Annotated in this window: 19 protein-coding genes and 1 tRNA gene; 2 read left to right on the top strand and 18 right to left on the bottom strand. The window is 62.1% G+C overall.

From position 1 onward, the window contains the following. Positions 1-6 precede the first annotated feature (6 nt). From CO664_RS04730 to CO664_RS04700, 7 genes are all read right to left on the bottom strand, one after another. Positions 7-1767 (bottom strand): Na(+)/H(+) antiporter subunit D, encoded by a 1761-nt coding sequence (locus tag CO664_RS04730; RefSeq protein ID WP_097538042.1) that lies wholly within the window; start codon positions 1765-1767, stop codon positions 7-9. After that, positions 1760-2014 carry a hypothetical protein gene (locus CO664_RS04725; RefSeq protein ID WP_037415146.1) on the bottom strand — a complete coding sequence of 85 codons (255 nt, stop codon included), beginning with the start codon at positions 2012-2014 and terminating at the stop codon, positions 1760-1762. Before CO664_RS04725 ends, CO664_RS04730 begins: the two co-directional genes overlap by 8 nt. Continuing rightward, positions 2011-3474, bottom strand: coding sequence for a monovalent cation/H+ antiporter subunit D family protein (locus tag CO664_RS04720; protein ID WP_037415144.1), 1464 nt, complete (start codon positions 3472-3474; stop codon positions 2011-2013). The genes CO664_RS04725 and CO664_RS04720 overlap by 4 nt, the downstream gene beginning before the upstream one ends. A gap of 4 nt (positions 3475-3478) precedes the next feature. Beyond that, on the bottom strand, positions 3479-3781 hold the full coding sequence (nuoK, locus tag CO664_RS04715) for an NADH-quinone oxidoreductase subunit NuoK (RefSeq protein ID WP_037415142.1): 303 nt from the start codon (positions 3779-3781) through the stop codon (positions 3479-3481). Then, positions 3781-4281 (bottom strand): NADH-quinone oxidoreductase subunit J, encoded by a 501-nt coding sequence (locus CO664_RS04710; RefSeq protein ID WP_097525268.1) that lies wholly within the window; start codon positions 4279-4281, stop codon positions 3781-3783. Before CO664_RS04710 ends, nuoK begins: the two co-directional genes overlap by 1 nt. Positions 4282-4498: 217 nt before the next feature. Then, positions 4499-5383, bottom strand: a complete 885-nt coding sequence (locus CO664_RS04705) for a hypothetical protein (protein WP_037415138.1) — start codon at positions 5381-5383, stop codon at positions 4499-4501. A gap of 138 nt (positions 5384-5521) precedes the next feature. After that, positions 5522-7525, bottom strand: coding sequence for an aldo/keto reductase (locus CO664_RS04700; RefSeq protein ID WP_097538041.1), 2004 nt, complete (start codon positions 7523-7525; stop codon positions 5522-5524). Between the two features lie 286 nt (positions 7526-7811). Here CO664_RS04700 and CO664_RS04690 point away from each other — a divergent pair, with 286 nt between their 5' ends. Beyond that, entirely contained in the window at positions 7812-8705 is an 894-nt protein-coding gene (locus CO664_RS04690; RefSeq protein WP_097538039.1) for a helix-turn-helix domain-containing protein, read from the top strand. Between the two features lie 7 nt (positions 8706-8712). Here CO664_RS04690 and CO664_RS04685 read toward each other — a convergent pair. Then, positions 8713-8788, bottom strand: a tRNA-Ile gene (locus CO664_RS04685). 149 nt (positions 8789-8937) lie between these two features. On the opposite strand from CO664_RS04685, the gene CO664_RS04680 reads away from it, so the two are divergent. Beyond that, on the top strand, positions 8938-9723 hold the full coding sequence (locus CO664_RS04680; RefSeq protein WP_097538038.1) for an SIMPL domain-containing protein: 786 nt from the start codon (positions 8938-8940) through the stop codon (positions 9721-9723). Positions 9724-9842: 119 nt separating this feature from the next. Here CO664_RS04680 and CO664_RS04675 read toward each other — a convergent pair whose 3' ends face one another. The 10 genes from CO664_RS04675 to CO664_RS04630 all read right to left on the bottom strand — a co-directional run bounded on the left by CO664_RS04675 (position 9843) and on the right by CO664_RS04630 (position 18721). Further along, positions 9843-10211, bottom strand: coding sequence for a hypothetical protein (locus CO664_RS04675; RefSeq protein ID WP_037387227.1), 369 nt, complete (start codon positions 10209-10211; stop codon positions 9843-9845). Between the two features lie 310 nt (positions 10212-10521). Beyond that, positions 10522-10926, bottom strand: coding sequence for a ketosteroid isomerase-related protein (locus CO664_RS04670; protein WP_037415121.1), 405 nt, complete (start codon positions 10924-10926; stop codon positions 10522-10524). A 15-nt stretch (positions 10927-10941) separates the two neighbouring features. Continuing rightward, entirely contained in the window at positions 10942-11364 is a 423-nt protein-coding gene (locus CO664_RS04665) for a secondary thiamine-phosphate synthase enzyme YjbQ (RefSeq protein ID WP_037415118.1), read from the bottom strand. Between the two features lie 137 nt (positions 11365-11501). Further along, on the bottom strand, positions 11502-11855 hold the full coding sequence (locus CO664_RS04660) for a DUF1428 family protein (protein ID WP_097538037.1): 354 nt from the start codon (positions 11853-11855) through the stop codon (positions 11502-11504). A gap of 116 nt (positions 11856-11971) precedes the next feature. Beyond that, the gene (locus tag CO664_RS04655; RefSeq protein WP_037415112.1) at positions 11972-12541 is read right to left on the bottom strand and encodes a transglycosylase SLT domain-containing protein; all 570 of its coding nucleotides are present in this window, start codon (positions 12539-12541) and stop codon (positions 11972-11974) included. 176 nt (positions 12542-12717) lie between these two features. After that, the gene (locus CO664_RS04650; RefSeq protein WP_097538036.1) at positions 12718-13011 is read right to left on the bottom strand and encodes a GYD domain-containing protein; all 294 of its coding nucleotides are present in this window, start codon (positions 13009-13011) and stop codon (positions 12718-12720) included. Between the two features lie 313 nt (positions 13012-13324). Beyond that, complete coding sequence (gene rpoD, locus CO664_RS04645; RefSeq protein WP_037415109.1) at positions 13325-15379, bottom strand: RNA polymerase sigma factor RpoD; 2055 nt, start codon at positions 15377-15379, stop codon at positions 13325-13327. A 444-nt stretch (positions 15380-15823) separates the two neighbouring features. After that, positions 15824-16861 carry an L-threonine 3-dehydrogenase gene (tdh, locus tag CO664_RS04640; RefSeq protein WP_037415106.1) on the bottom strand — a complete coding sequence of 346 codons (1038 nt, stop codon included), beginning with the start codon at positions 16859-16861 and terminating at the stop codon, positions 15824-15826. 43 nt (positions 16862-16904) lie between these two features. Then, a complete protein-coding gene (locus tag CO664_RS04635) occupies positions 16905-18092 on the bottom strand; it encodes a glycine C-acetyltransferase (RefSeq protein WP_097525263.1) in 1188 nt (395 codons plus the stop codon). A 323-nt stretch (positions 18093-18415) separates the two neighbouring features. Beyond that, positions 18416-18721: a GIY-YIG nuclease family protein gene (locus CO664_RS04630; RefSeq protein WP_103451133.1), complete on the bottom strand. Its 306-nt coding sequence runs from the start codon at positions 18719-18721 to the stop codon at positions 18416-18418. Between the last annotated feature and the right edge of the window lie 213 nt (positions 18722-18934).

The raw sequence follows: 18934 nt of genomic DNA, 5'->3' as shown, positions 1-18934 counted from the left end.
CACCCCCTATCGCCACACGACGGCGAAGACGGCAATGGCCGCGATCAGACCGGCAATCATCGCCAGCGCATAATGCGTCACGACGCCGGTCTGCAGCCGCCGCAACACCCCGCCGCCGTCAAGGATCGCATGCGCCACGCCATTGACGATGGCATCCACGCCGTGGATGTCGATCCGAAGCCCGGTCCGTGCCGTCCCGTGCAGCAAGGGCAGCGCCGCCGTCTCGGAGACGTCGCTGACCGCCTTCTCGTAGCGGGCCAGCGGCCGCTCGGCGAACCACATGAAGGCCCGCGCCCCCTTGCGGTAGAACCAGTCGGTGTCGATGCTGATCGTGTTCTCCGGGTCGAGCGCCCTGAGGAACAGCACAAAGCCCAGGGCGGTGAACATCAACACGCCGAGGCTCTCGGTGATGTGAGCGCCGGTATAGGGTTCGAAGGCAACCTGATAAGGAAGAAGCGCGTAGAGTGGCCCTGGGAAAACCCCGATCGCAACGCAGAGCGTCGCCGCCATGGCCATCGCCACCAGCATGTTGCCGGGCGGCTCCCGCGCCTGAAGGCCGCGGTCGGTGCCGAAGAACATGTAGTAGGGCAGCTTGAGCCCGGTATGCAGGAACGTCCCCGACGAGGCCATCGTCAGCGCCAGCATCACCAGCGCACGGTGATCCTCTCCGGCGGCGGCCACCACCATCGACTTGGTGACGAAGCCCGAGAAGAACGGAAAGGCCGAGATCGCGAAGGCGCCGATCATGTAGAGCGCCACCGTCAACGGCATGGTCCGGTAGAGACCGCCGAGTTCGGTGAGCTTGCGCCGTCCGGTGACGTAGATCACCGCCCCTGCCCCCATGAACAGCAGCGCCTTATAGAGGATATGCGCGAAGGCATGGCTGGTCGCACCGTTCACGGCCACCTCGGTGCCGATGCCAACGCCGGCCACCATGTAGCCCACCTGGCTGACGATATGATAGGCGAGCAGGCGCCGGCAGTCGTTTTCCAGCACGGCATAGACGACCCCGTAGAGCGCCATCGCCGTGCCGAGCCAGACCAGGAGTTCGGTCCCCGGAAAGGCCCGCGCCAGCACATAGACGGCAGTCTTGGTGGTAAAGGCGCTCATGAAAACCGCCCCGGTAACCGTCGCCTCCGGATAGGCGTCGGTGAGCCACGCATTGAGCGGCGGCACGGCCGCATTGAGCAGGAAGCCGGCAAGGATCAGATAGGCGCCGGCACCGATATTGCCCGCGATCGGGCCGAAAAGCAGCGATCCGCTGGCAAGCGCGTGGAGGACGACGCCGCCGAGCAGCACGACGCCGCCGGTGACATGGACCATCAGGTAGCGGAACGCGGCGCGGATCGCCTTCTCGCCTCCCTGAGCGAAAACCAGGTAAGCGGAGGCAAAGGCCATGCCCTCCCAGAAGAGATAGAGCGTCAGGTAGTCGCCGGCGAACACCACGCCGAGCGCGCTGCCGACATAGACGAAGGCCGCCACATGCTGGCCGGCCTCGGTCAGGTGCAGCGCATAGACCATGCCGATCAGCGCCATGATGGTGAAGACCGTGGCAAAGACGATGCTCAGCTTGTCGACCTTGGCGATCAGGATCTCCTGGCCGAGAAACTGCGCCGCGCCATAGCTTCCCGGCTGGAGAGCGAGCACGGCGAAGATCGCCAGCACCGGGATCAGCAACAGATAGGCGTTGCGGATCGATCGCGGAAGGAAAGGGATCGGCACGGCACCGAGAATGAACAGCAGAGCGGGATGGACGAACTCAATCATAATAGTCCTCGCGCCGCATGAGCCCGCCCTGATGGCCGAGGAACTTGGAAACGAAAATCAGCAGCACGCAGGAGACGAAGCCGTAGACGGCCGACCAGCCAGGCAGCCGCTCCCACAGATATTCGACATGGTCGCGCGGGACCACGAAGTCGGCGACGACGATCAGCGCGAGCACCAGATAGAACAGCCGGTGCCGGTACCGCGCATAGGCTTCATCGCCAAAGAAATCGACGATGCTCTTGATCATCGAACCACTCCTTCCGCCAGGGCGAGGAAATAGCCGGGGAAGATGCCCATCAGCACCGACAGGACCGCCGTCGCAACCAGAGGGACAGTCACCAGCGGAATTTCACGGACCTTCGATAGCCCCTCGGGCCCCTCTCCGCCAAAAAAGGCGACATAGCTGACCGGCAGGAAATAGGCGGCGTTCAGCACCGAGCTTGCCAGAAGCACGATCAGAAACGCGATCTCCCCCGCCTGGACGGAACCGAGCGTCAGGTACCATTTGCTGACGAAGCCCGCGGTCGGGGGCACGCCGATCATGCTGAGCGAGGCGACGAAGAACGCTCCCATCGTCCAGGGCAGCCTCCGGCCGATACCGGCCATGTCGCTGATGTTGCGTTTTCCCGAAGCGCAATAGATCGACCCGGCGCAGAAAAAGAGGGTGATCTTGGAGAAGGCGTGCGCAGCGATGTGGATGATCCCGCCGACCATCGCGACCGGCGAGAGCAGAACCGCGCCCAGCACCACGTAGGAGAGCTGGCTGACCGTCGAATAGGCGAGCCGCGCCTTTAGATCGTCGCGCGTGAGCGCATAGATCGACGCCATCAGGATCGTGAAGGAGACCAGGTAGGCGGTCGCGATGCCGAGACCCAAGCCGCCCATCAGCCCCGTGCCGAAGACGTGGAACACTATCCTGAGCACGCAGAACACGCCCATCTTGACGACGGCCACCGCATGCAGGAGCGCGCTGACCGGGGTCGGCGCCACCATTGCGGCAGGCAGCCAGGCATGCATCGGCATCACGGCCGCCTTGGCGAAGCCGAACAGATAGCAGAAATAGACGACCGTCAGCAGCGCCGCCGAGGCATCGGCCTTCGCCAACAGTCCCCCGGGCGCGAAGTCGAGCGACCCGGAGATGTGATAGGTGAGCGCCAGCGCCGCCAGCAGCACGCTCTTCGAGGCGCCCATCAGATAGACGAGATACTTGCGGCTGCCCGCCCAGCCCGCTTCGTCTTCGTGGTGGTAGACGAGCGGATAGGTGACGAGGCTCAGCACCTCGTAGAAGATCACCAGAGTGAACAGATTGGCGGCGAAGGCGCCGCCGACGGCGGCCGCGAGGCTGGTGGCGAAGCAGGCGAAGAAGCGGGTCTGCGCGTGCTCGTGCAAATGCCGCATATAGCCGATGGAATAGATCGCCGCCACGATCCATAAGAGCGACGAGACGGTGGCAAACACCATGCCGAGCGCATCGACCCGGAACGCGAAGTCGATCCCGGGCAGGATCTCGAACAGCCGCAACTCGACCGTGCCGCCCGAAAGCACCGTCGGCGCCATTGAAGCGACGATCGCGAACATGACGACCGCGGCGAGCGGCGAGACGAGATCGCGGACATTTTCACGCTTGTGGAGAAAGAGAACTGCCAGAGCCGCCAGGCCCGCGACGGCGACGGCAAGCAGGGGCCGGATGGAGATCACCGGATCCAAGCGGCTATCCTTTCATCACGGTGACGTCGTCGACCTTGAGGGTCGACTTGTTCCGCACGAGGGCAACCAGGATACCGAGGGCGACGGCAACCTCCGCGGCGGTGATCGCGATGACGAAGATCGCGAAGATCTGGCCGCGGAAATCGGCATAGTAACGCCCGAAAGCGATGAAGTTGATATTGACCGAGTTGAGCAGCAGCTCCAGCGACATCAGCACGACGAGGATATTGCGCCTCAGGAGCACACCCGCCGCCCCGATCACGAAGAGGATCACGCCGAGCGAAATGTGCCACCAGAGCGGAACCATCACCCCGACTCCTTCCGTGCCAGCACGATCGCGCCCACGAGCGCCGCCAGCAGGATGACGGAGGCGGCTTCAAACGGCAGGAGATAATCGGCAAACAGGGTCGTGCTGAGTGCTCGGATCTGGTCGCCCTCCGCCATGGCGGCGGGTTCCGTGGCCGAAAAGCGGTCGCTCGACAGCACCAGCACGAGCATCTCGGCCCCGAGCAGCACGAGCAGCGCCAGGGCCGGCAGGTTTCCACCCGGCACGAACCGCTGCAACACCGCCTCGCGCACATCGATCATCATGATCACGAAGAGGAACAGCACCATGATCGCGCCGACATAGACGAAGATCTGGACGACCGCGAGCAAGGGTGCCTCGAGCAGCACGAAGACGGCCGAAATCTGCAGGAAACAGGCCATCAGGGCCAGGGCGCTGTGAACCGGATTGCGGGCCAGCACCACAATCAGGGCGGTGATCACAGCTACAGTGGCGAACAGAAGAAAGAAGCCCTGATCCATCGACGCCGACCCCTCACACGCGAACTGTCACTCGGCGCGAGATGGCCAGATTTGGGGTAGCGCCGCACTTCAGATGCGTTTACAAATTGTGCCCTAGTCTCGGATTTTTCACAAGAATATTGTCGGCGGAGAAGTAAAGCCCGCGCGCCGCAGTGACGTGCCGTCCCGGAACGTCACTGCGTTCTTGAACTCGATCCTGGAGGGCGAGGTCAGCGGATCAAGGCAGCAGGGTGGTAGTGGTCCAGGCCGGACCGCTACGCTCTTCCTGCTTGAGCGTCGAAGAGCCGAAGTTGTAGCGCAATCCCGTTGTCAGCGTGTGGCTATTTTCCGGTTCGAAATCGATGCCGCCGCTTTCGAGGCTCGCGCGGTCGTAGCGGTATCCGGCGAACACCGTGAAGGGCATGGCCTCCGGACGGTAATTGCCGATGATCGAGGCCGTCGTCAGATCGAGCTTCGCATCGGCGACGTCGAAGTCGAAGTTGTGCAGCCCGAGTTCGCCGTCGATCCGCATGTTGTCGGTAAGATAGAGTCGAGCGCCGATCTTTCCGAAATAGTGGTCGGCATCGAGGCCGACGATGTCGGACTTGCCGTAGCCCAGTTGAGTATAGGCCGTGCCCACGGCGTCGAAATAGGCAGCTTCGATGCCACCGGAATTGTCGGTGACATCGTCGCTTCCTCCCGCCAGCCCCGACGCAAAACCAGTTCCGAGCCGCGAGCTTTGAAAGAATGCGCCCAATGCATAATCCTGGGTTGGGCGATAATAGACGTGCGCTGCGCCATAGGCGTTGTCATAATCGGCGTCATCGATATCCGTCTGGCCATACCCGCCGTCAGCCTGGAGGTTGAGGCCGGAGCCGGCGTCGAAATTGACTGCGCCGCGCAGAGCCCAGCCCTTGCTGTCCAGATCGGAGTCCGACGTCTTTCCGGCATGAAGCTCGCCCTCGACATAGCCAACCACGGGACTTGCTACAGCAGGCGAGGCTTCTTCATAGGACGCGCCACTGTCGGCAAAATCGCCAACCAGCGGCCCATCCATGTCGGCAGCTTCAGCACTCATTGCTGAAATCAAGATCGCAGTCGTTGCGAACAGGGTTTGTTTCATGACGATATTCCTAGAAAGAGAATATCGTCACCCTATCCACTGTTGGTTAACCATAACTTTAGTCTGCAGGCTGTATTGAACCACACAACCCCGGATAAGCATCCTCTAGATCACCGACGGGTCCCGAAACCCCGGCGATCAGCCTTCCAGCCAACGCAACTCTTCCGGAGCAAGCGTGATCTGCAGGGCCGAGAGACTATCATCCAGTTCCGCCACGGTCCGCGGGCCGATCAGCGGGATGACGGGAAACGGCTGGGCAATGACATAGGCAAGCGCGATGTGGATCGGGCTGCAGCCGTGCTTCCTCGCGAGTTCGATTGCCCGGTCGCGGCGTTGGAAATTGCGCTCGGAATACCAGACCCGGACGATTTCCTCGTCCTCCCGCTTGTCGCGCCCGGCCCTGTCGGTGAAAAACCCCCTCCCCTGGCTCGACCAGGCAAAATTCGGAATCTGCCGCTTCGCCAGCCAGTCTTTCCAGCCGTCGTCGGACGCCGCGACACAGCCGGGCCAGATGGGATCGAGCATCTCCGCCAGCGAGAAATTGTTGGAAAGCGCGGCCGGGGCCGCCTTGCCGTTTCTCTCGGCATAGGCGATCGCCTCCTCCATGCGCTCGCGCGTCCAGTTTGATCCGCCGAAGATACCCCGGATACGGCCCCGCCGGACCTCGGCATCCATGGCATCGACGAATTCGCCGACCGGGACATCCGGATTGTCGCGATGCATGAAATAGACATCGACATAGTCGATCCTCAGCCGCTCCAGCGACTGATCCAATTGCTTGGCAATCACGTCGGGATAGCAGAGCGGCGAATGGGCGCCCTTGCCGATCAGGATGATGTCCTCACGATCGACCTTTCGGCTCGTGTGCCAGTCGCCGAAAATGCTCTCGGTCTTGCCGGCACGGTAGACGAATGCAGTGTCAAAGACGTTTCCTCCGGCCTCGTAGAAAGCGTCGAGCGTCAGCGAGGCGGAGGCGAAACTCGGAAAAAACTCGAAACCCAGCGCAACATTTGAGGCCGGCTTGGCGACGCCCGGAATCTGCCGTTTGGGCACATTGCTCCCGGCGACGACGGCCGCACCTGCGAGATTGGTGGTCCGTTTGGCGGCCGTCTCGATCGCATATTCGAGGCCGACGGATGCGCGCCAGCGATCGAGAACGCGTAGATTGGCGCGGGTATCTTCGGCGCTCATACCGGGGAAAGAGAACTCGGCGCGGCCGGCACGGATCGCCTCGCCCACCGCATCGACCTCGAACGAATAGAGATGGCGCTTCTCCTCGACCTCGATCGTCCGCTGTCCGTCGCCCCTGATGATCTCGATGCGCCCTATCCCGCCCTCGGTGCCGGAGGCGAACCAGAAGTCCTTCACCTCGATGCGGCCTTTCGAACCGATGATGCGCAACACGTTGTCCTGCTGTGCCATGATCGAGCAGGACACTTCCGCGACAATGTCGTTCGGGAACTTGAGGACCGCCGAGGCCCACTCGTCGACCCCGGATGGCCCCAGACGCGCCGCACCGGATACCGTCTGCGGTTCGAGGAAGGTCTTTTCCTCTGCGGCACCGGCGAGCATGCAAACCATAGAGACCGGGTAGCCGCCGACATCGAGAATGCCGCCGCCGGCGAGATCATTGGCAAAGAGGCGGTGCTCCGGGCGATAGCCGCCCATGTCGAAGCCGAAACTCGAGCGGATGATCCGCACGTCGCCGATCGCGCCCTCCCGCACGAGTTCGACCAGCCGGGCCGTCTGCGGATGGAACCGGTACATATAGGCTTCGCCGGCGAAAACGCCGGCCTTTTTCGCCTCGTGGAAGATCGACTGCGCCTCGAAGGCGGAAAGCGCCATCGGCTTTTCGACCAGCACATGCTTGCCGGCGCGCACCGCCTTGATCGCCCATTCTGCATGGCCGGGATGCGGCGTGGCGATATAGACCGCGTCGATCTCCGGATCCTTAAGCAGCATTTCGTAACCCTCGACAATGCGCGCCCCGGGAAAGCCGTCAGCGAGGCCAGGCCTGTCCGGATCGCGGCTGCCGATAGCCACAAGGTGGCCCGTCCTGGACCGGGCAATCCCCGCGGCGAATGTCCGCGCGATGGTGCCGGGGCCGATGATACCCCAACGGATCAGCTGTTCTGGGCGCATGGAACTTCCTTTTGGTCAGCCTTTTGGAGGGTGATGGGTTGATCAGCGCCGTCGCTTGCCTTCGGCATCAAACGGGACGCGGGTGTCTGGCGGAGGATCAGGCGCTTGCCGCAGGCGATTGTGCAGGACAGCCATACGGATGGAAGATCGATGGAACCGAGGTAAATGCCAGAGCCCTGAAATGCTTGAAACACCTTGAAAACCTCCCTTTTCAAGTGCAGTCCTCAGCAAACAAGGGCACATTAACGCCCCGCGGATACCTGTCTCGTACGAAGGGAATGCGGATTTGGCGGATAGTAAGATTGTCGAGCGAGCGGTCTACCGGCCCGGTGCCTGCGGCATCGAGGGCATGCCGACCCGGCTGCATTTCTTCCACGCCCACCCCCCGATCATGCTGCGCGCCCACTGGCATGCGCAGGTCGAGGTAAACTATTTGATGCGGGGCTCGGTGCATTATCGCATGGCTGGCCATGACCTGAGGCTCGGCCCCGGACAGATGTGCCTCTTCTGGGGCGGGCAGCCGCACCGGATGGACGAATCCTCCGACGATTCCATCTATGCCGGCGCGCATCTGCCGCTCGTGCACTTTTTCCGCATGCGGCTGCCGCCGGAAATCTCGGCCATGCTCATGGGCGGGGCCACGATGCTGACCTCAGAGACGGACGGCGCGGACGACCGGAACTTTCCGCGCTGGCGCAACTGGGCAAATTCCGGCGACGAGGTGAAGGCCCAGCACGCCGTCGAAGAACTGCTGCTGCGCGTCGAGCGAATGTTCATGGAACCCTACACGATCGTTGCACCCGGCAAGGAACGCCAGACCGAAACCGCCTCGGCCCCGCCCTCGCCCGGCGTCGTGCGCATGTGCGATTTCATCGCCGCCAATTTTCTCGAGGAGATCGACGCGGTCGACATCGCCGCGGCAGCCGGATTGCACCCGAAATACGCCATGAACCTGTTTCGCAAGTCGACGGGCATGACGCTGATCAAATATCTGACGCTGCTGCGCCTTTCGCGGGCGCAAGCCATGCTGATGAACGGTGCCGACAGCATCCTGCAGGTGGCGATGGACAGCGGCTTCGGCTCGGTAAGCGCCTTCAACAAGGCCTTCCGCCAGATCGCCGGCATGCCGCCCTCGGAATTCCGCCGCGAGGTTCGCGCTGTGGCGAGGGTGATGGGCTAGAGCTAAGTGGTGGGCCCGGAGGGACTCGAACCCCCAACCAAGCGGTTATGAGCCGCCGGCTCTAACCATTGAGCTACAGGCCCTGCCGGGTCGTCCGGCCGCCGCGAACCAATGGCAGTTCGAAGCTGCAAATGGCTCTAGCGGAAAACCTTTTTGCCGACAAGCCATTGCCGCAATGCCTACACAATCGATAAGCATGGATTTGGCGGATAACAACCGGAGAGTAACATCCATGACTTCCACACGCATTGCCCGCTCGGTCCATACCGCGGCGATGGCCGCCGCCTTTGCCGGTGCTTTTGCGGCGGCAGCGGCGGCGCAGGAAAACGGTGCCGGCAAGGCAGAGGGCAAGGGGCGCCCTGATGCCCCGAGAGGGCGCCAGGCGCTGATCAAGGTTTCGGGCGAAGGACAGGCGACGACGGCGCCCGACATGGCGATCGTACAGCTGAGCGTCGTCAAGGATGCCAAGACCGCTCGCGAGGCGCTCGACGCCAACAACAAGGCGATGGCCGAGGTGCTGGCAGCACTCAAGCAGTCCGGCATTGCCGAACGCGACCTGCAGACAAGCGGCTTCTCAATCATGCCGCAATACAACTATCCCCAGAACAGCGACGGCAGCGCCCGCCCGCCGGAGCTCGTCGGCTACCAGGTCGTCAACGGCGTCAGCGTGCGCGTGCGCGATCTGGCGAAGCTCGGCGAAATCCTCGACAAGTCCGTGACGCTCGGCGTCAACCAGGGCGGCGGCATCGAATTTACCAATGACAAGCCGGAGACGGTGATCACCGAGGCCCGCAAGGCCGCAGTCGCCGATGCGATCAACAAGGCAAGAGTGCTGGCGGAAGCCGCCGGCGTCTCGCTCGGCCGGCTGATCGAGCTTTCGGAACAGCCGGACCGCCCAGAGCCGCCGGTGCCGATGCGCAGCATGGCCAAGGAATTCGCCGCCGATCAGGTGCCGATCGCAACCGGCGAGCAGGCCTATAGCGTCACGGTCAACGTCACCTTCGCGGTCAATCCGTAACGGTGACAATCAAGCCTGAAAACCCAGGCTGGTCTCTCATTGAACGTAAAAAAGAAGAGCCCGGCGCCAGGCGCCGGGCTGTTTTCCGTCAGCCGGGGAGACAAGACGGAAAACCGTCCTTACCAGCGACCGATGATCGGGCAGCCGCGGACATTGGCGAAGATGATCGCCTGGCGATCGCCATGACGGCGGCCCTGGACGACGACCTGGCGGCGCGAAACGTCGGCTACATGGGCGCGGCGCAGACCACGGTCACGTGCCTTGTCGACGGCGAGCCACGGTTCACAACGGCCACGGCGTTCCCAGCGGTCGCGGCGCCAGTCGCGACGGTCGTCCCAGCGGTCATAGTCGCGTTCGCGGTATTGTACGCCGCCTCCCTGGCCGAATTCGAAGACCAGCGCATCGGCCGAAGCCGTGGTGGTGGTGCCGACAAGGCCGGTCAGTCCGACAACGGCGGCGACGGCTGCATTGACAAGAAACTTCCTCATGACATTTCTCCGTTAGCGAAAGGGTTGCGGTCACTCTCTCATCGATGATCCAAATCTAGACCGGACAAGCTGAACGGCACCGGAACCCTTCGTTCATGCGGCGTTCAGGATGAGTCCCACCCCACCGCGCGCATCTCAGGCGATTCGGCCGGATTTGCGGCAGGTGGTCAGCGGGGGACGTGAACGGACGACCGCTCGCGCTTTCCTCTTCCCGTTCGAGGGGAAACGAAGAATGAACGGAATCGTTCCTTCCAGCTGTGCAGGGGGAGTGCTAACGCATTGAAACACGAAGCGTTTCATTCTGCTCCATTCAGCCGCCGAGTTCCCGTTCGAACAAGCGCAAGTTGCGATAGTGGCTGAGTCGGGTGATGACACCCTCCTCGACCTCGAAGATGAAGACGCTCGGGACGGCATAGCTCTGACCGGACGCCTCTGGGAAGCCGACCATTGTCTCGCGATACGTGCCGCGCGCGGTCGTATCCGCCGCCACCCGCTGCCCGAAGGCATCGCGCATCAGCACGACGTCGCCGAAGCTCTCGTCGAAATGGCGCAGGTAGCTCATCACCCAGGTTCTGAGCGGTCCGATCCCGAGCGTGCGCTGTCCGGTCAGCGAATCGAAGGCGACATCGTCGTCGAGGAGGCCGGCAAGCGCTTCGAAATCCCGGTCGTTCACGGCCTCGATGAAACGTCCGGCAATAGTCTGGGCGTCCGTCATCGTTTCCTCCTGAGGTCAGCTGGTGAGATGCAGGATAATTTCGCGGCGATGCGGCCGGTCGCGGTGCTCGAAGAGATAGATCCCCTGCCAGGTGCCGAGCGCCATGCGCCCGTCGATGACCGGTACGCCGACCGAGACCTGGGTCAACGCCGCCTTGATATGGGCGGGCATGTCGTCAGGCCCTTCCTGGGTATGGATGATCCAGCCCATCGAAGGCGCCGACGACGGGGGCACCAGACGATGGAAGAATTCGCGCAGATCGCGTCGAACGTCCGGATCGGCGTTTTCCTGAATGATGAGCGAGGCGGAGGTGTGGCGCACGAAAACGGTAAGAAGCCCCTCCGAGACCCCGCACTCCCGCACGAAATCCGCCGCCTCGCGAGTGAACTCGTAGAGCCCCTGCCCCTTGGTAGTGATGGTGATGACGGTCTGCGGCATGGCTGTCGTCCTGCATGGCCGGGCGCCGCACCTTCGCCGGCACCCGTCTCCAAAGGACTGTACTGCGAAGCCCGTCCGAATTGAAAGAACTGCTCAGCATCAGCTTGCGCAGAGCAGGCCCGACACCCAGCGGCTGGTCAAAGTTCCAGGAAGGCCTGGAAGCCGCCATAGATCATCCGCTTGCCGTCAAAAATGGATTTCCATTCATCGCCCTGAAGACGCGGATCGGTCATCACCTTGGTGACGATCGCGTCGCGGTCCTCGCGCGACCGGTATGCGACCCAGGAGAAAACGACGGTCTCGTCTTCCTTGGCCTGCACGGCCCGCGGAAAGGAGGTGAGCTCGCCATAGGGCACGTCGTCGCCCAGGCATTCGACGTAATTCAGGGCACCGTGCTCCTTCCAGACCTCGCCGGCCTTGCGGGCCAGATCCTTGTAGGCCTCGACGTTTTGCTTCGGCAGCGCAATCAGAAAACCATCCACATAGGCCATGTCCGTCTCCTCCGTTGAAAGTCGACAAAGGACGGCCGGAGCGGAAAGGTTCCGACAGCGGAAGGCAATTTTTTCACGGCGGGGCGACTGATCCTCGAAAGAGACTTGAACGGCCCTCAGCCGCCGCAGCCCTGCAGTTGCCGCGCATAAAGCGCGGCAACGTTGCTGGCGCGCTTGGCGCCCGTCTTCGCCGTTTCGCTCCAGTTGCCGCGTTGATAGCCGCCCTGGCCGTGGTAATAGGCGATGTAGAGCCGATAGGGATCGTTGAGCGCGATGCCGTTCTGCTGGTGGCTTTGATTGTGGTACCAGGCGATGAAGCGGATGGCGTCGGCGAAATCGGTCCGGCGTGCCATCCAGCGCCCGGTTTCGGCCTGGTAGCGCGCCCAGGTGCCATCGAGAGCTTGTGAATAACCGTAAGCCGTGGAGACGCGAGTCCAGGGAATGAAGCCGAAGAGCTTGGTGCGCGGCGGCCGTGCATTGTGGCGATAGCCGGACTCCGTGTAAATCGTCGCCATCAGCACCGGTACGGGCACGCCATATTCGCGCTCGGCCGCATAGGCGGCCCGGCGCCAATTGTTGAAAAGGCCATCTCGCTGCTCGAAAACCGCGCAGGCGTTCCGGGTATCTCTCGGCACCGTTCCGCAGCCGGCCAGCAACAGGAGGACGGCGACAAAAACGCAACGCATCGCGGAACCTCTCATATGCGAGAGATTGATAAAGGGTAAATGTTAAGGAACGGTTTTGAAGCGAAGTTGAAGGACTTCTGCGTCGCCGCGCGTTTCAGGCGGCAATACCATCCGCGGCGCAGCGCAAATCTTCTGGAAAGGTGCGCCGCGGCAATAACCAGTCGGTTACAATCTTGCTAGCCGAGCGTGCCGATCAGTTCGCGATAGGCAGCCTCCGGGAACGCCTTCAACGTGCGGGTGCGCACATTGCCGTAGGTGCCGAGTGTCAGCGAGAACCGCGCGGCCACGGCATCGTCCGGTGCCTCGCAGATTGCCACCATGTCGTATTCGCCCATGGTGAGATAGAAGTCCCTGAACGATCCACCCATTTCTTCAAGGACCTTCCTGGCTGCATCGAGCCGCTTGGGGGACTCACGCACGCTTCTGATACCCTGATCGGTCCAATTGAGGAGCACGACGTAAGTGGTCATCTCACACCTCCCGCAGAGCATCCCGCCTTCGACGGAAAGCGCCTAAAGATGCTCCGAATTTAGAAGGGGCAGAGCGCTTTTTCCGGGTTCAAGTGCCGGCGCTCCAATGCACGGGCGGACGCCTGCGGTGCAACTACTTCTCTCGCACTGCAACCAGTGCCCCCTTTCGCTGCAAGCTTAGAAGTATAATCCCGGGATGAAATCCGAACAAGTTCAGCGCCCAAAAGACCATGGCATGGCAGGCGTTGACGAAGACTAAAAAGCCGGACGCTGGGCCCGGCTTTTCAAGTTCGTTCAGGTCGTTGTTCTCTGCTCAGCTGTCCAGGAACGAGCGCAGCTTGCGCGAACGGCTCGGATGCTTGAGCTTGCGCAAGGCCTTCGCCTCGATCTGGCGGATGCGCTCGCGGGTGACCGAGAACTGCTGGCCGACTTCCTCGAGCGTGTGGTCGGTGTTCATGCCGATGCCGAACCGCATGCGCAAGACGCGTTCCTCGCGCGGGGTCAGCGAGGCGAGGACGCGCGTCGTCGTCTCGCGCAGATTCGCCTGGATGGCAGCGTCGATCGGTAGCAGTGCGTTCTTGTCCTCGATGAAATCGCCGAGATGCGAATCTTCCTCGTCGCCGACCGGGGTTTCGAGCGAGATCGGTTCCTTGGCGATCTTCAGGACCTTGCGCACCTTCTCGAGCGGCATAGCGAGCTTTTCCGCCAGTTCTTCCGGCGTCGGCTCGCGGCCGATCTCGTGCAGCATCTGGCGCGAAGTGCGGACGATCTTGTTGATCGTCTCGATCATGTGCACCGGAATGCGGATGGTGCGGGCCTGGTCGGCGATCGAGCGGGTGATCGCCTGCCGGATCCACCAGGTCGCATAGGTCGAGAACTTGTAGCCGCGGCGGTATTCGAACTTGTCGACCGCCTTCATCAGGCCAATATTGCCCTCCTGAATGAGGTCCAGGAACTGCAGGCCGCGGTTCGTGTACTTCTTGGCGATGGAGATCACCAGGCGCAGGTTTGCCTCGACCATCTCCTTCTTGGCGATCCGCGCCTCGCGCTCGCCCTTCTGGACCATCGAGACGATGCGGCGGAACTCGGCAATCGAAATGCCGGTCTCGGTCGCGAGATTCTGGATCTCCTGGCGGATGTCGCGGATCGTCTGGTTCTCGGCCCTGGCAAATTCCTTCCAGCCCTTGCCGGCAAGATTGCTGATCGACTTCATCCAGTTCGGATCGAGCTCGGCGCCGGAATATTGCTCGAGGAAGGAGTCGCGCTTGACGCCGTAGGATTCGGCAAGGCGCAGCAGCCTGCCCTCGTTCTGCATGAGGCGCTTGGAAATGTCGTAGAGTTGCTCGACCAGCGCATCGATGCGGTTCTGGTTGAGCGACAGCGACTTCACCGCCTTGATCAGTTCGTCCTTCAACTCCTTGTAGCGACGCTCCTGCGCCGGCGAGAGCGTGCCGGTCGCGGCGAGCCGTGCTTCCACCTGCTGGTCCTGCAGCTTACGGAGCTTCTTGTAGGTCTCGGCGATGATGTCGAGCGTCTCCATCACCTGCGGGCGCAGCTCCGCCTCCATCGCGGCGAGCGAGAGGTTCGACTCGTCGTCGTCCTCTTCCTCTTCCTCGACCGGCTGGCCCTCGCCGCCGACATTGGTGATGTCGTCGTCATTGGCCGCAACGCGTGACTTGCGGGTCTTTTCCTTCTCCTCGGCCGCCTTGCGGTCGGCCTCGATCTTTTCCGGGCTCTGGAACTGCGGGGCAGCCTTGGCCTCGGGGCCGGAATAGGTGGTCTCGAGATCAATGATCTCGCGCAGCAGCGTCTGGCCCTCATTCAGCTCGTCGCGCCAGATGATCAGCGCCTGGAAGGTCAGCGGGCTTTCGCAGAGACCGGCGATCATCGTTTCGCGGCCGGCCTCGATGCGCTTGGCGATGGCGATTTCGCCTTCGCGGGAGAGCAGCTCCACCGAGCCCATCTCGCGCAGATACATGCGCACCGGGTCGTCGGTGCGGTCTGTCGGCTCCTTCTTCTTGCCGGTGGCAAGCGCCGTCCCGCTGACCGTCGCCAGTTCGCCGCCTTCGCTCTCGCCGTCGTCGCCAGCGTCTTCGTCGTCGCCGCCGGCCGCCTCCTCGGCTTCCTCGTCCTCGATGACGTTGATGCCCATGTCGGAGAGCATCGCCATCGTGTCTTCGATCTGCTCGGAGGTGACTTCCTCGGAAGGCAGGACGGAATTCAATTCGTCCATCGTCACATAGCCGCGCTTCTTGGCGGCCTTGATCATCTTCTTGACAGCGTCGTCGGAAAGATCGAGAAGCGGACCGTCCGGAGTGCCTTCGCGTTCAACGTCTGCTTCTTCGTTTTCTTTGACTTTTGTTGCCATTTATTTCGTCGCTTTCCTTGTCGCAACCGGCCTGCACCCGGTGCCCAATGCCGCTCGGGGTTCGGGCGCGCCGCGCACCCGCCACCGATTCATTTCCCCTGACGTAACGGGATGATGTTTAATTCCTGATTAACCACGACAGCGATCGCGGCTGAGCGGGCAAGCTTCGACAGTCCTGCCACTGAATCGTCTCTGGCATGATTTCCTATCCGCCGTACCATGTCGCCATTTCTGCTTGAAATGGTGATTCCCAGAATTTTTCATCCCGTCAAGCTTTTCCGGTGAAAAACCGCGCAAATCGGCAAAAAACGCATATCGACGGGACTATCTCGCCGTTCACCAGGGTTGCTCAAGATGTAGGAGCGCCCTTTTAAAAGACAAGAGGCGCGGGCTTTTTCCGGGATCGCCGCGTCGTTCCATTTCGGAATTTAACCCGCAGTCACATCACAGCCAATCCATCACCACCTTGCCCGAATTGCCAGAGCGCATCGCCTCGAAACCGTCGCGGAACTCGTCGATACGAATGCGGTGGGTGATGACCGGCGAAAGGTCGAGCCCGCCCTGGACGAAGGCGATCATCTTGTACCAGGTCTCGAACATTTCACGGCCATAGATGCCTTTCAGGTTGAGCATCTTGAAGATCACCTTGTTCCAGTCGATCTCGAAGCCGGCCGGCGCAATGCCGAGAATGGCGATCTTGCCGCCATTGTTCATCTTGTCGATCATGTCGCGGAACGCCGGTGCAGCGCCCGACATTTCGAGGCCGACGTCGAAGCCTTCGGTCATCCCGATCGAGCGCATCACATCGGCGAGATTCTCTTTCGAGGCATCGACGACGTAGTCGATCCCAAGCTTGCGGGCGAGATCGAGGCGCACCGGATTGATGTCGGTGATCACCACCTTTCGGGCGCCTGAGCGCTTGGCGACCAACGCGCCCATGATGCCGATCGGTCCGGCGCCGGTGACGAGCACATCCTCACCGACGAGATCGAAGGAAAGCGCCGTATGCACCGCATTGCCGAAGGGATCGAAGATCGCGGCGATCTCGTCCGGCACGTCGTCCGGGATCGTCACGACATTATATTCCGGCAGGCAGACGAACTCGGCGAAGGAGCCCGGCCGGTTGACGCCGACGCCGAGCGTATTGCGGCAGAGATGTCCCCTGCCCGCCCGGCAATTGCGGCACTTGCCGCAGACGATATGGCCCTCGCCGGAAACCCGCTCGCCGACATGGTGCTTGGTGACCGCCGAGCCGACCTCGGCGATTTCGCCCATGAACTCGTGGCCGACGACCATCGGGACGGGAATGGTCTTCTGCGCCCACTGGTCCCAGTTCCAGATATGGACGTCGGTGCCGCAGATCGCCGATTTCTTGACGCGGATCAGCACATCGTTCGGCCCGACCTCCGGCACCGGCACGCGTTCCATCCACAGCCCAACCTCGGGCTTCGTCTTGACCAGCGCCTTCATCATGTTGGTCATTGCAGGATCCTCACTCCCTCCGCGTCTCGCATAGCTTAGCTCCTCAAATCACGCCCAGCTCGCGGCCCACTTCCTCGAACACCGCAATCGCACGCCGCACATCCTTCTCGCTGTGCGCCGCCGACATCTGAGTGCGGATGCGTGCCTGTCCTCTCGGCACTACGGGGAAGGAAAAGCCGATGACGTAGACGCCTTTCTCCAGCATGCGCGCCGCCATTTCCTGCGCCAGCGCCGCATCGCCCAGCATGACGGGAATGATCGGGTGCCCCTCGCCGGCGAGCCGGAAGCCGAGCTTCGACATCTCGGCCCGGAAGAGTGCCGAGTTCGCATAGAGCCGCTCGCGAAGCGCATCGCCGTTCTCGATCAGTTCGAAGACCTTGAGCGAGGCCGCGGCGATCACCGGAGCAAGCGTATTGGAAAAGAGGTAGGGTCGCGAGCGCTGGCGCAGCCAGTCGACGACCTCGGCCTTTGCCGACGTGTAGCCCCCCGAGGCACCGCCCAGCGCCTTGCCGAGGGTGCCGGTGATGATGTCGACGCGGCCCTCGACGCCGCAATGTTCGGCGGAGCCGCGGCCATGCTTGCCTACGAAGCCGACCGCGTGGCTGTCGTCGACCATGACCATCGCACCATATTTCTCCGCCAGGTCGCAGACGCCCTCGAGGTTGGCGATGATGCCGTCCATGGAGAAGACGCCGTCGGTAGCAATCAGCTTGAAGCGGCTGCCCTCGGCCTTCTTCAACTCCTCCTCCAGCGCCGCCATGTCGTTGTTGGCGTAACGGAATCGCTTCGCCTTGGAGAGCCGGACGCCGTCGATGATCGAGGCGTGGTTCAGCGCGTCTGAGATGATCGCATCTTCCTCGCCGAGCAGCGTCTCGAACAGACCGCCATTGGCATCGAAGCAGGAGGAATAGAGGATCGTGTCCTCCATGCGGAGAAAGGAGGAAATGCGCGCCTCGAGCTGCTTGTGCTCCTCCTGCGTGCCGCAGATGAAACGCACCGAGGCCATGCCGTAGCCGTAACGGTCGAGCGCCTTCTTGCCGGCATCGGCAAGTTCCTCGTTGTCGGCAAGGCCCAGATAGTTGTTGGCGCAGAAGTTCAGGACCCTTTCGCCGGACGCGACTTCGATCTCGCCCGCCTGCTTGGAGGTGATGACGCGCTCGGACTTGTAGAGCCCGGCCTGCTTCAGGCCATCAAGCTCCGAACGCAGGTGGGAGAGGAAGGCAGAGGTCATGGCAGCCGCTTTCGAACAAAGGAGTTTGTATAGACAAATAACACGATGGCTGGCGACGCACAGCAATTTCTTACCGCATTGTTGAGGTGAAACGCGCGGGATTCAAGCACCTTCCGCGCCGTGCACACGGCGTCGCCACAGTACGCACAGGCAGCGTGCAGCCTCATCGGCTACTTCGGCAAAGGCTTCACCTCCCCGCCTCATTCCTGTGCGTGTCACAGAGGCCAGTCAGCCCAGTCCTTGGGGTGAAAGACTCTTCCGCGCCGTGGACACGGCGCTGCTGGATCCCTGTGACAAGCACAGGGATGAGGGAGGCGTGGGCCTTACTGTCGATGCACACTATATCCCGTGGAGGTAGTGGGAATATCCTCCCACTCCGGGTTCATCTGCTCTATGAGGTTCAGCTTCCACTGCCTCGGCCACTTCTTGATCGTCTTTTCCCGCGTGATACCGGTCGTCAACAGATCGAAATCCTCGAAGCAGACAAGCGTTTTTACGCCGTATTTGGAAGTGAAGCCCGGGGTTAGGTCGTTCTGGTGTTCAAAGAGGCGGCGAGGCAAATCACGGGTGACGCCGGTATAGAGCGTCCCGTTTCGCTTGGACGCGAGAGTATAGACATAGCCCCTCATGCAGTCACAACGTGCATGATCAGCTGCAATTATGCAACCAAGGTTGCTTAATTGGCGAAAAGCCTACACTCACCCTCCCTCATCCCTGTGCTCGTCACAGGGATCCATTCACGGCGCGTCCGCGCCGTGAATGAGCCAGATAAGAAGGAAAGCGGTGGAGACCCCAACCGAATATTGAGACACTTTCAGCGCCCAAGGACTTGGGCGCGCCGG

The sequence above is a fragment of the Sinorhizobium sp. NG07B genome (genome assembly GCF_002532005.1).
GTDB lineage: Bacteria > Pseudomonadota > Alphaproteobacteria > Rhizobiales > Rhizobiaceae > Sinorhizobium > Sinorhizobium fredii_C.
The sequence above is the reverse complement of the archived record's forward strand: the minus strand, read 5'-3'. Positions and strand labels throughout refer to the sequence as shown.

What these genes read in the sequence shown, in the direction of transcription:
- CO664_RS04730 (WP_097538042.1), bottom strand. Translation starts at nt 1,767, where the DNA reads ATGATTGAGTTCGTCCATCCCGCTCTGCTGTTCATTCTCGGTGCCGTG.
- CO664_RS04725 (WP_037415146.1), bottom strand. Translation starts at nt 2,014, where the DNA reads ATGATCAAGAGCATCGTCGATTTCTTTGGCGATGAAGCCTATGCGCGG.
- nuoK (WP_037415142.1), bottom strand. Translation starts at nt 3,781, where the DNA reads ATGGTTCCGCTCTGGTGGCACATTTCGCTCGGCGTGATCCTCTTCGTG.
- CO664_RS04710 (WP_097525268.1), bottom strand. Translation starts at nt 4,281, where the DNA reads ATGGATCAGGGCTTCTTTCTTCTGTTCGCCACTGTAGCTGTGATCACC.
- CO664_RS04705 (WP_037415138.1), bottom strand. Translation starts at nt 5,383, where the DNA reads ATGAAACAAACCCTGTTCGCAACGACTGCGATCTTGATTTCAGCAATG.
- CO664_RS04700 (WP_097538041.1), bottom strand. Translation starts at nt 7,525, where the DNA reads ATGCGCCCAGAACAGCTGATCCGTTGGGGTATCATCGGCCCCGGCACC.
- CO664_RS04680 (WP_097538038.1), top strand. Translation starts at nt 8,938, where the DNA reads ATGACTTCCACACGCATTGCCCGCTCGGTCCATACCGCGGCGATGGCC.
- CO664_RS04675 (WP_037387227.1), bottom strand. Translation starts at nt 10,211, where the DNA reads ATGAGGAAGTTTCTTGTCAATGCAGCCGTCGCCGCCGTTGTCGGACTG.
- CO664_RS04670 (WP_037415121.1), bottom strand. Translation starts at nt 10,926, where the DNA reads ATGACGGACGCCCAGACTATTGCCGGACGTTTCATCGAGGCCGTGAAC.
- CO664_RS04665 (WP_037415118.1), bottom strand. Translation starts at nt 11,364, where the DNA reads ATGCCGCAGACCGTCATCACCATCACTACCAAGGGGCAGGGGCTCTAC.
- CO664_RS04660 (WP_097538037.1), bottom strand. Translation starts at nt 11,855, where the DNA reads ATGGCCTATGTGGATGGTTTTCTGATTGCGCTGCCGAAGCAAAACGTC.
- CO664_RS04655 (WP_037415112.1), bottom strand. Translation starts at nt 12,541, where the DNA reads ATGCGTTGCGTTTTTGTCGCCGTCCTCCTGTTGCTGGCCGGCTGCGGA.
- CO664_RS04650 (WP_097538036.1), bottom strand. Translation starts at nt 13,011, where the DNA reads ATGACCACTTACGTCGTGCTCCTCAATTGGACCGATCAGGGTATCAGA.
- rpoD (WP_037415109.1), bottom strand. Translation starts at nt 15,379, where the DNA reads ATGGCAACAAAAGTCAAAGAAAACGAAGAAGCAGACGTTGAACGCGAA.
- tdh (WP_037415106.1), bottom strand. Translation starts at nt 16,861, where the DNA reads ATGACCAACATGATGAAGGCGCTGGTCAAGACGAAGCCCGAGGTTGGG.
- CO664_RS04635 (WP_097525263.1), bottom strand. Translation starts at nt 18,092, where the DNA reads ATGACCTCTGCCTTCCTCTCCCACCTGCGTTCGGAGCTTGATGGCCTG.
- CO664_RS04630 (WP_103451133.1), bottom strand. Translation starts at nt 18,721, where the DNA reads ATGAGGGGCTATGTCTATACTCTCGCGTCCAAGCGAAACGGGACGCTC.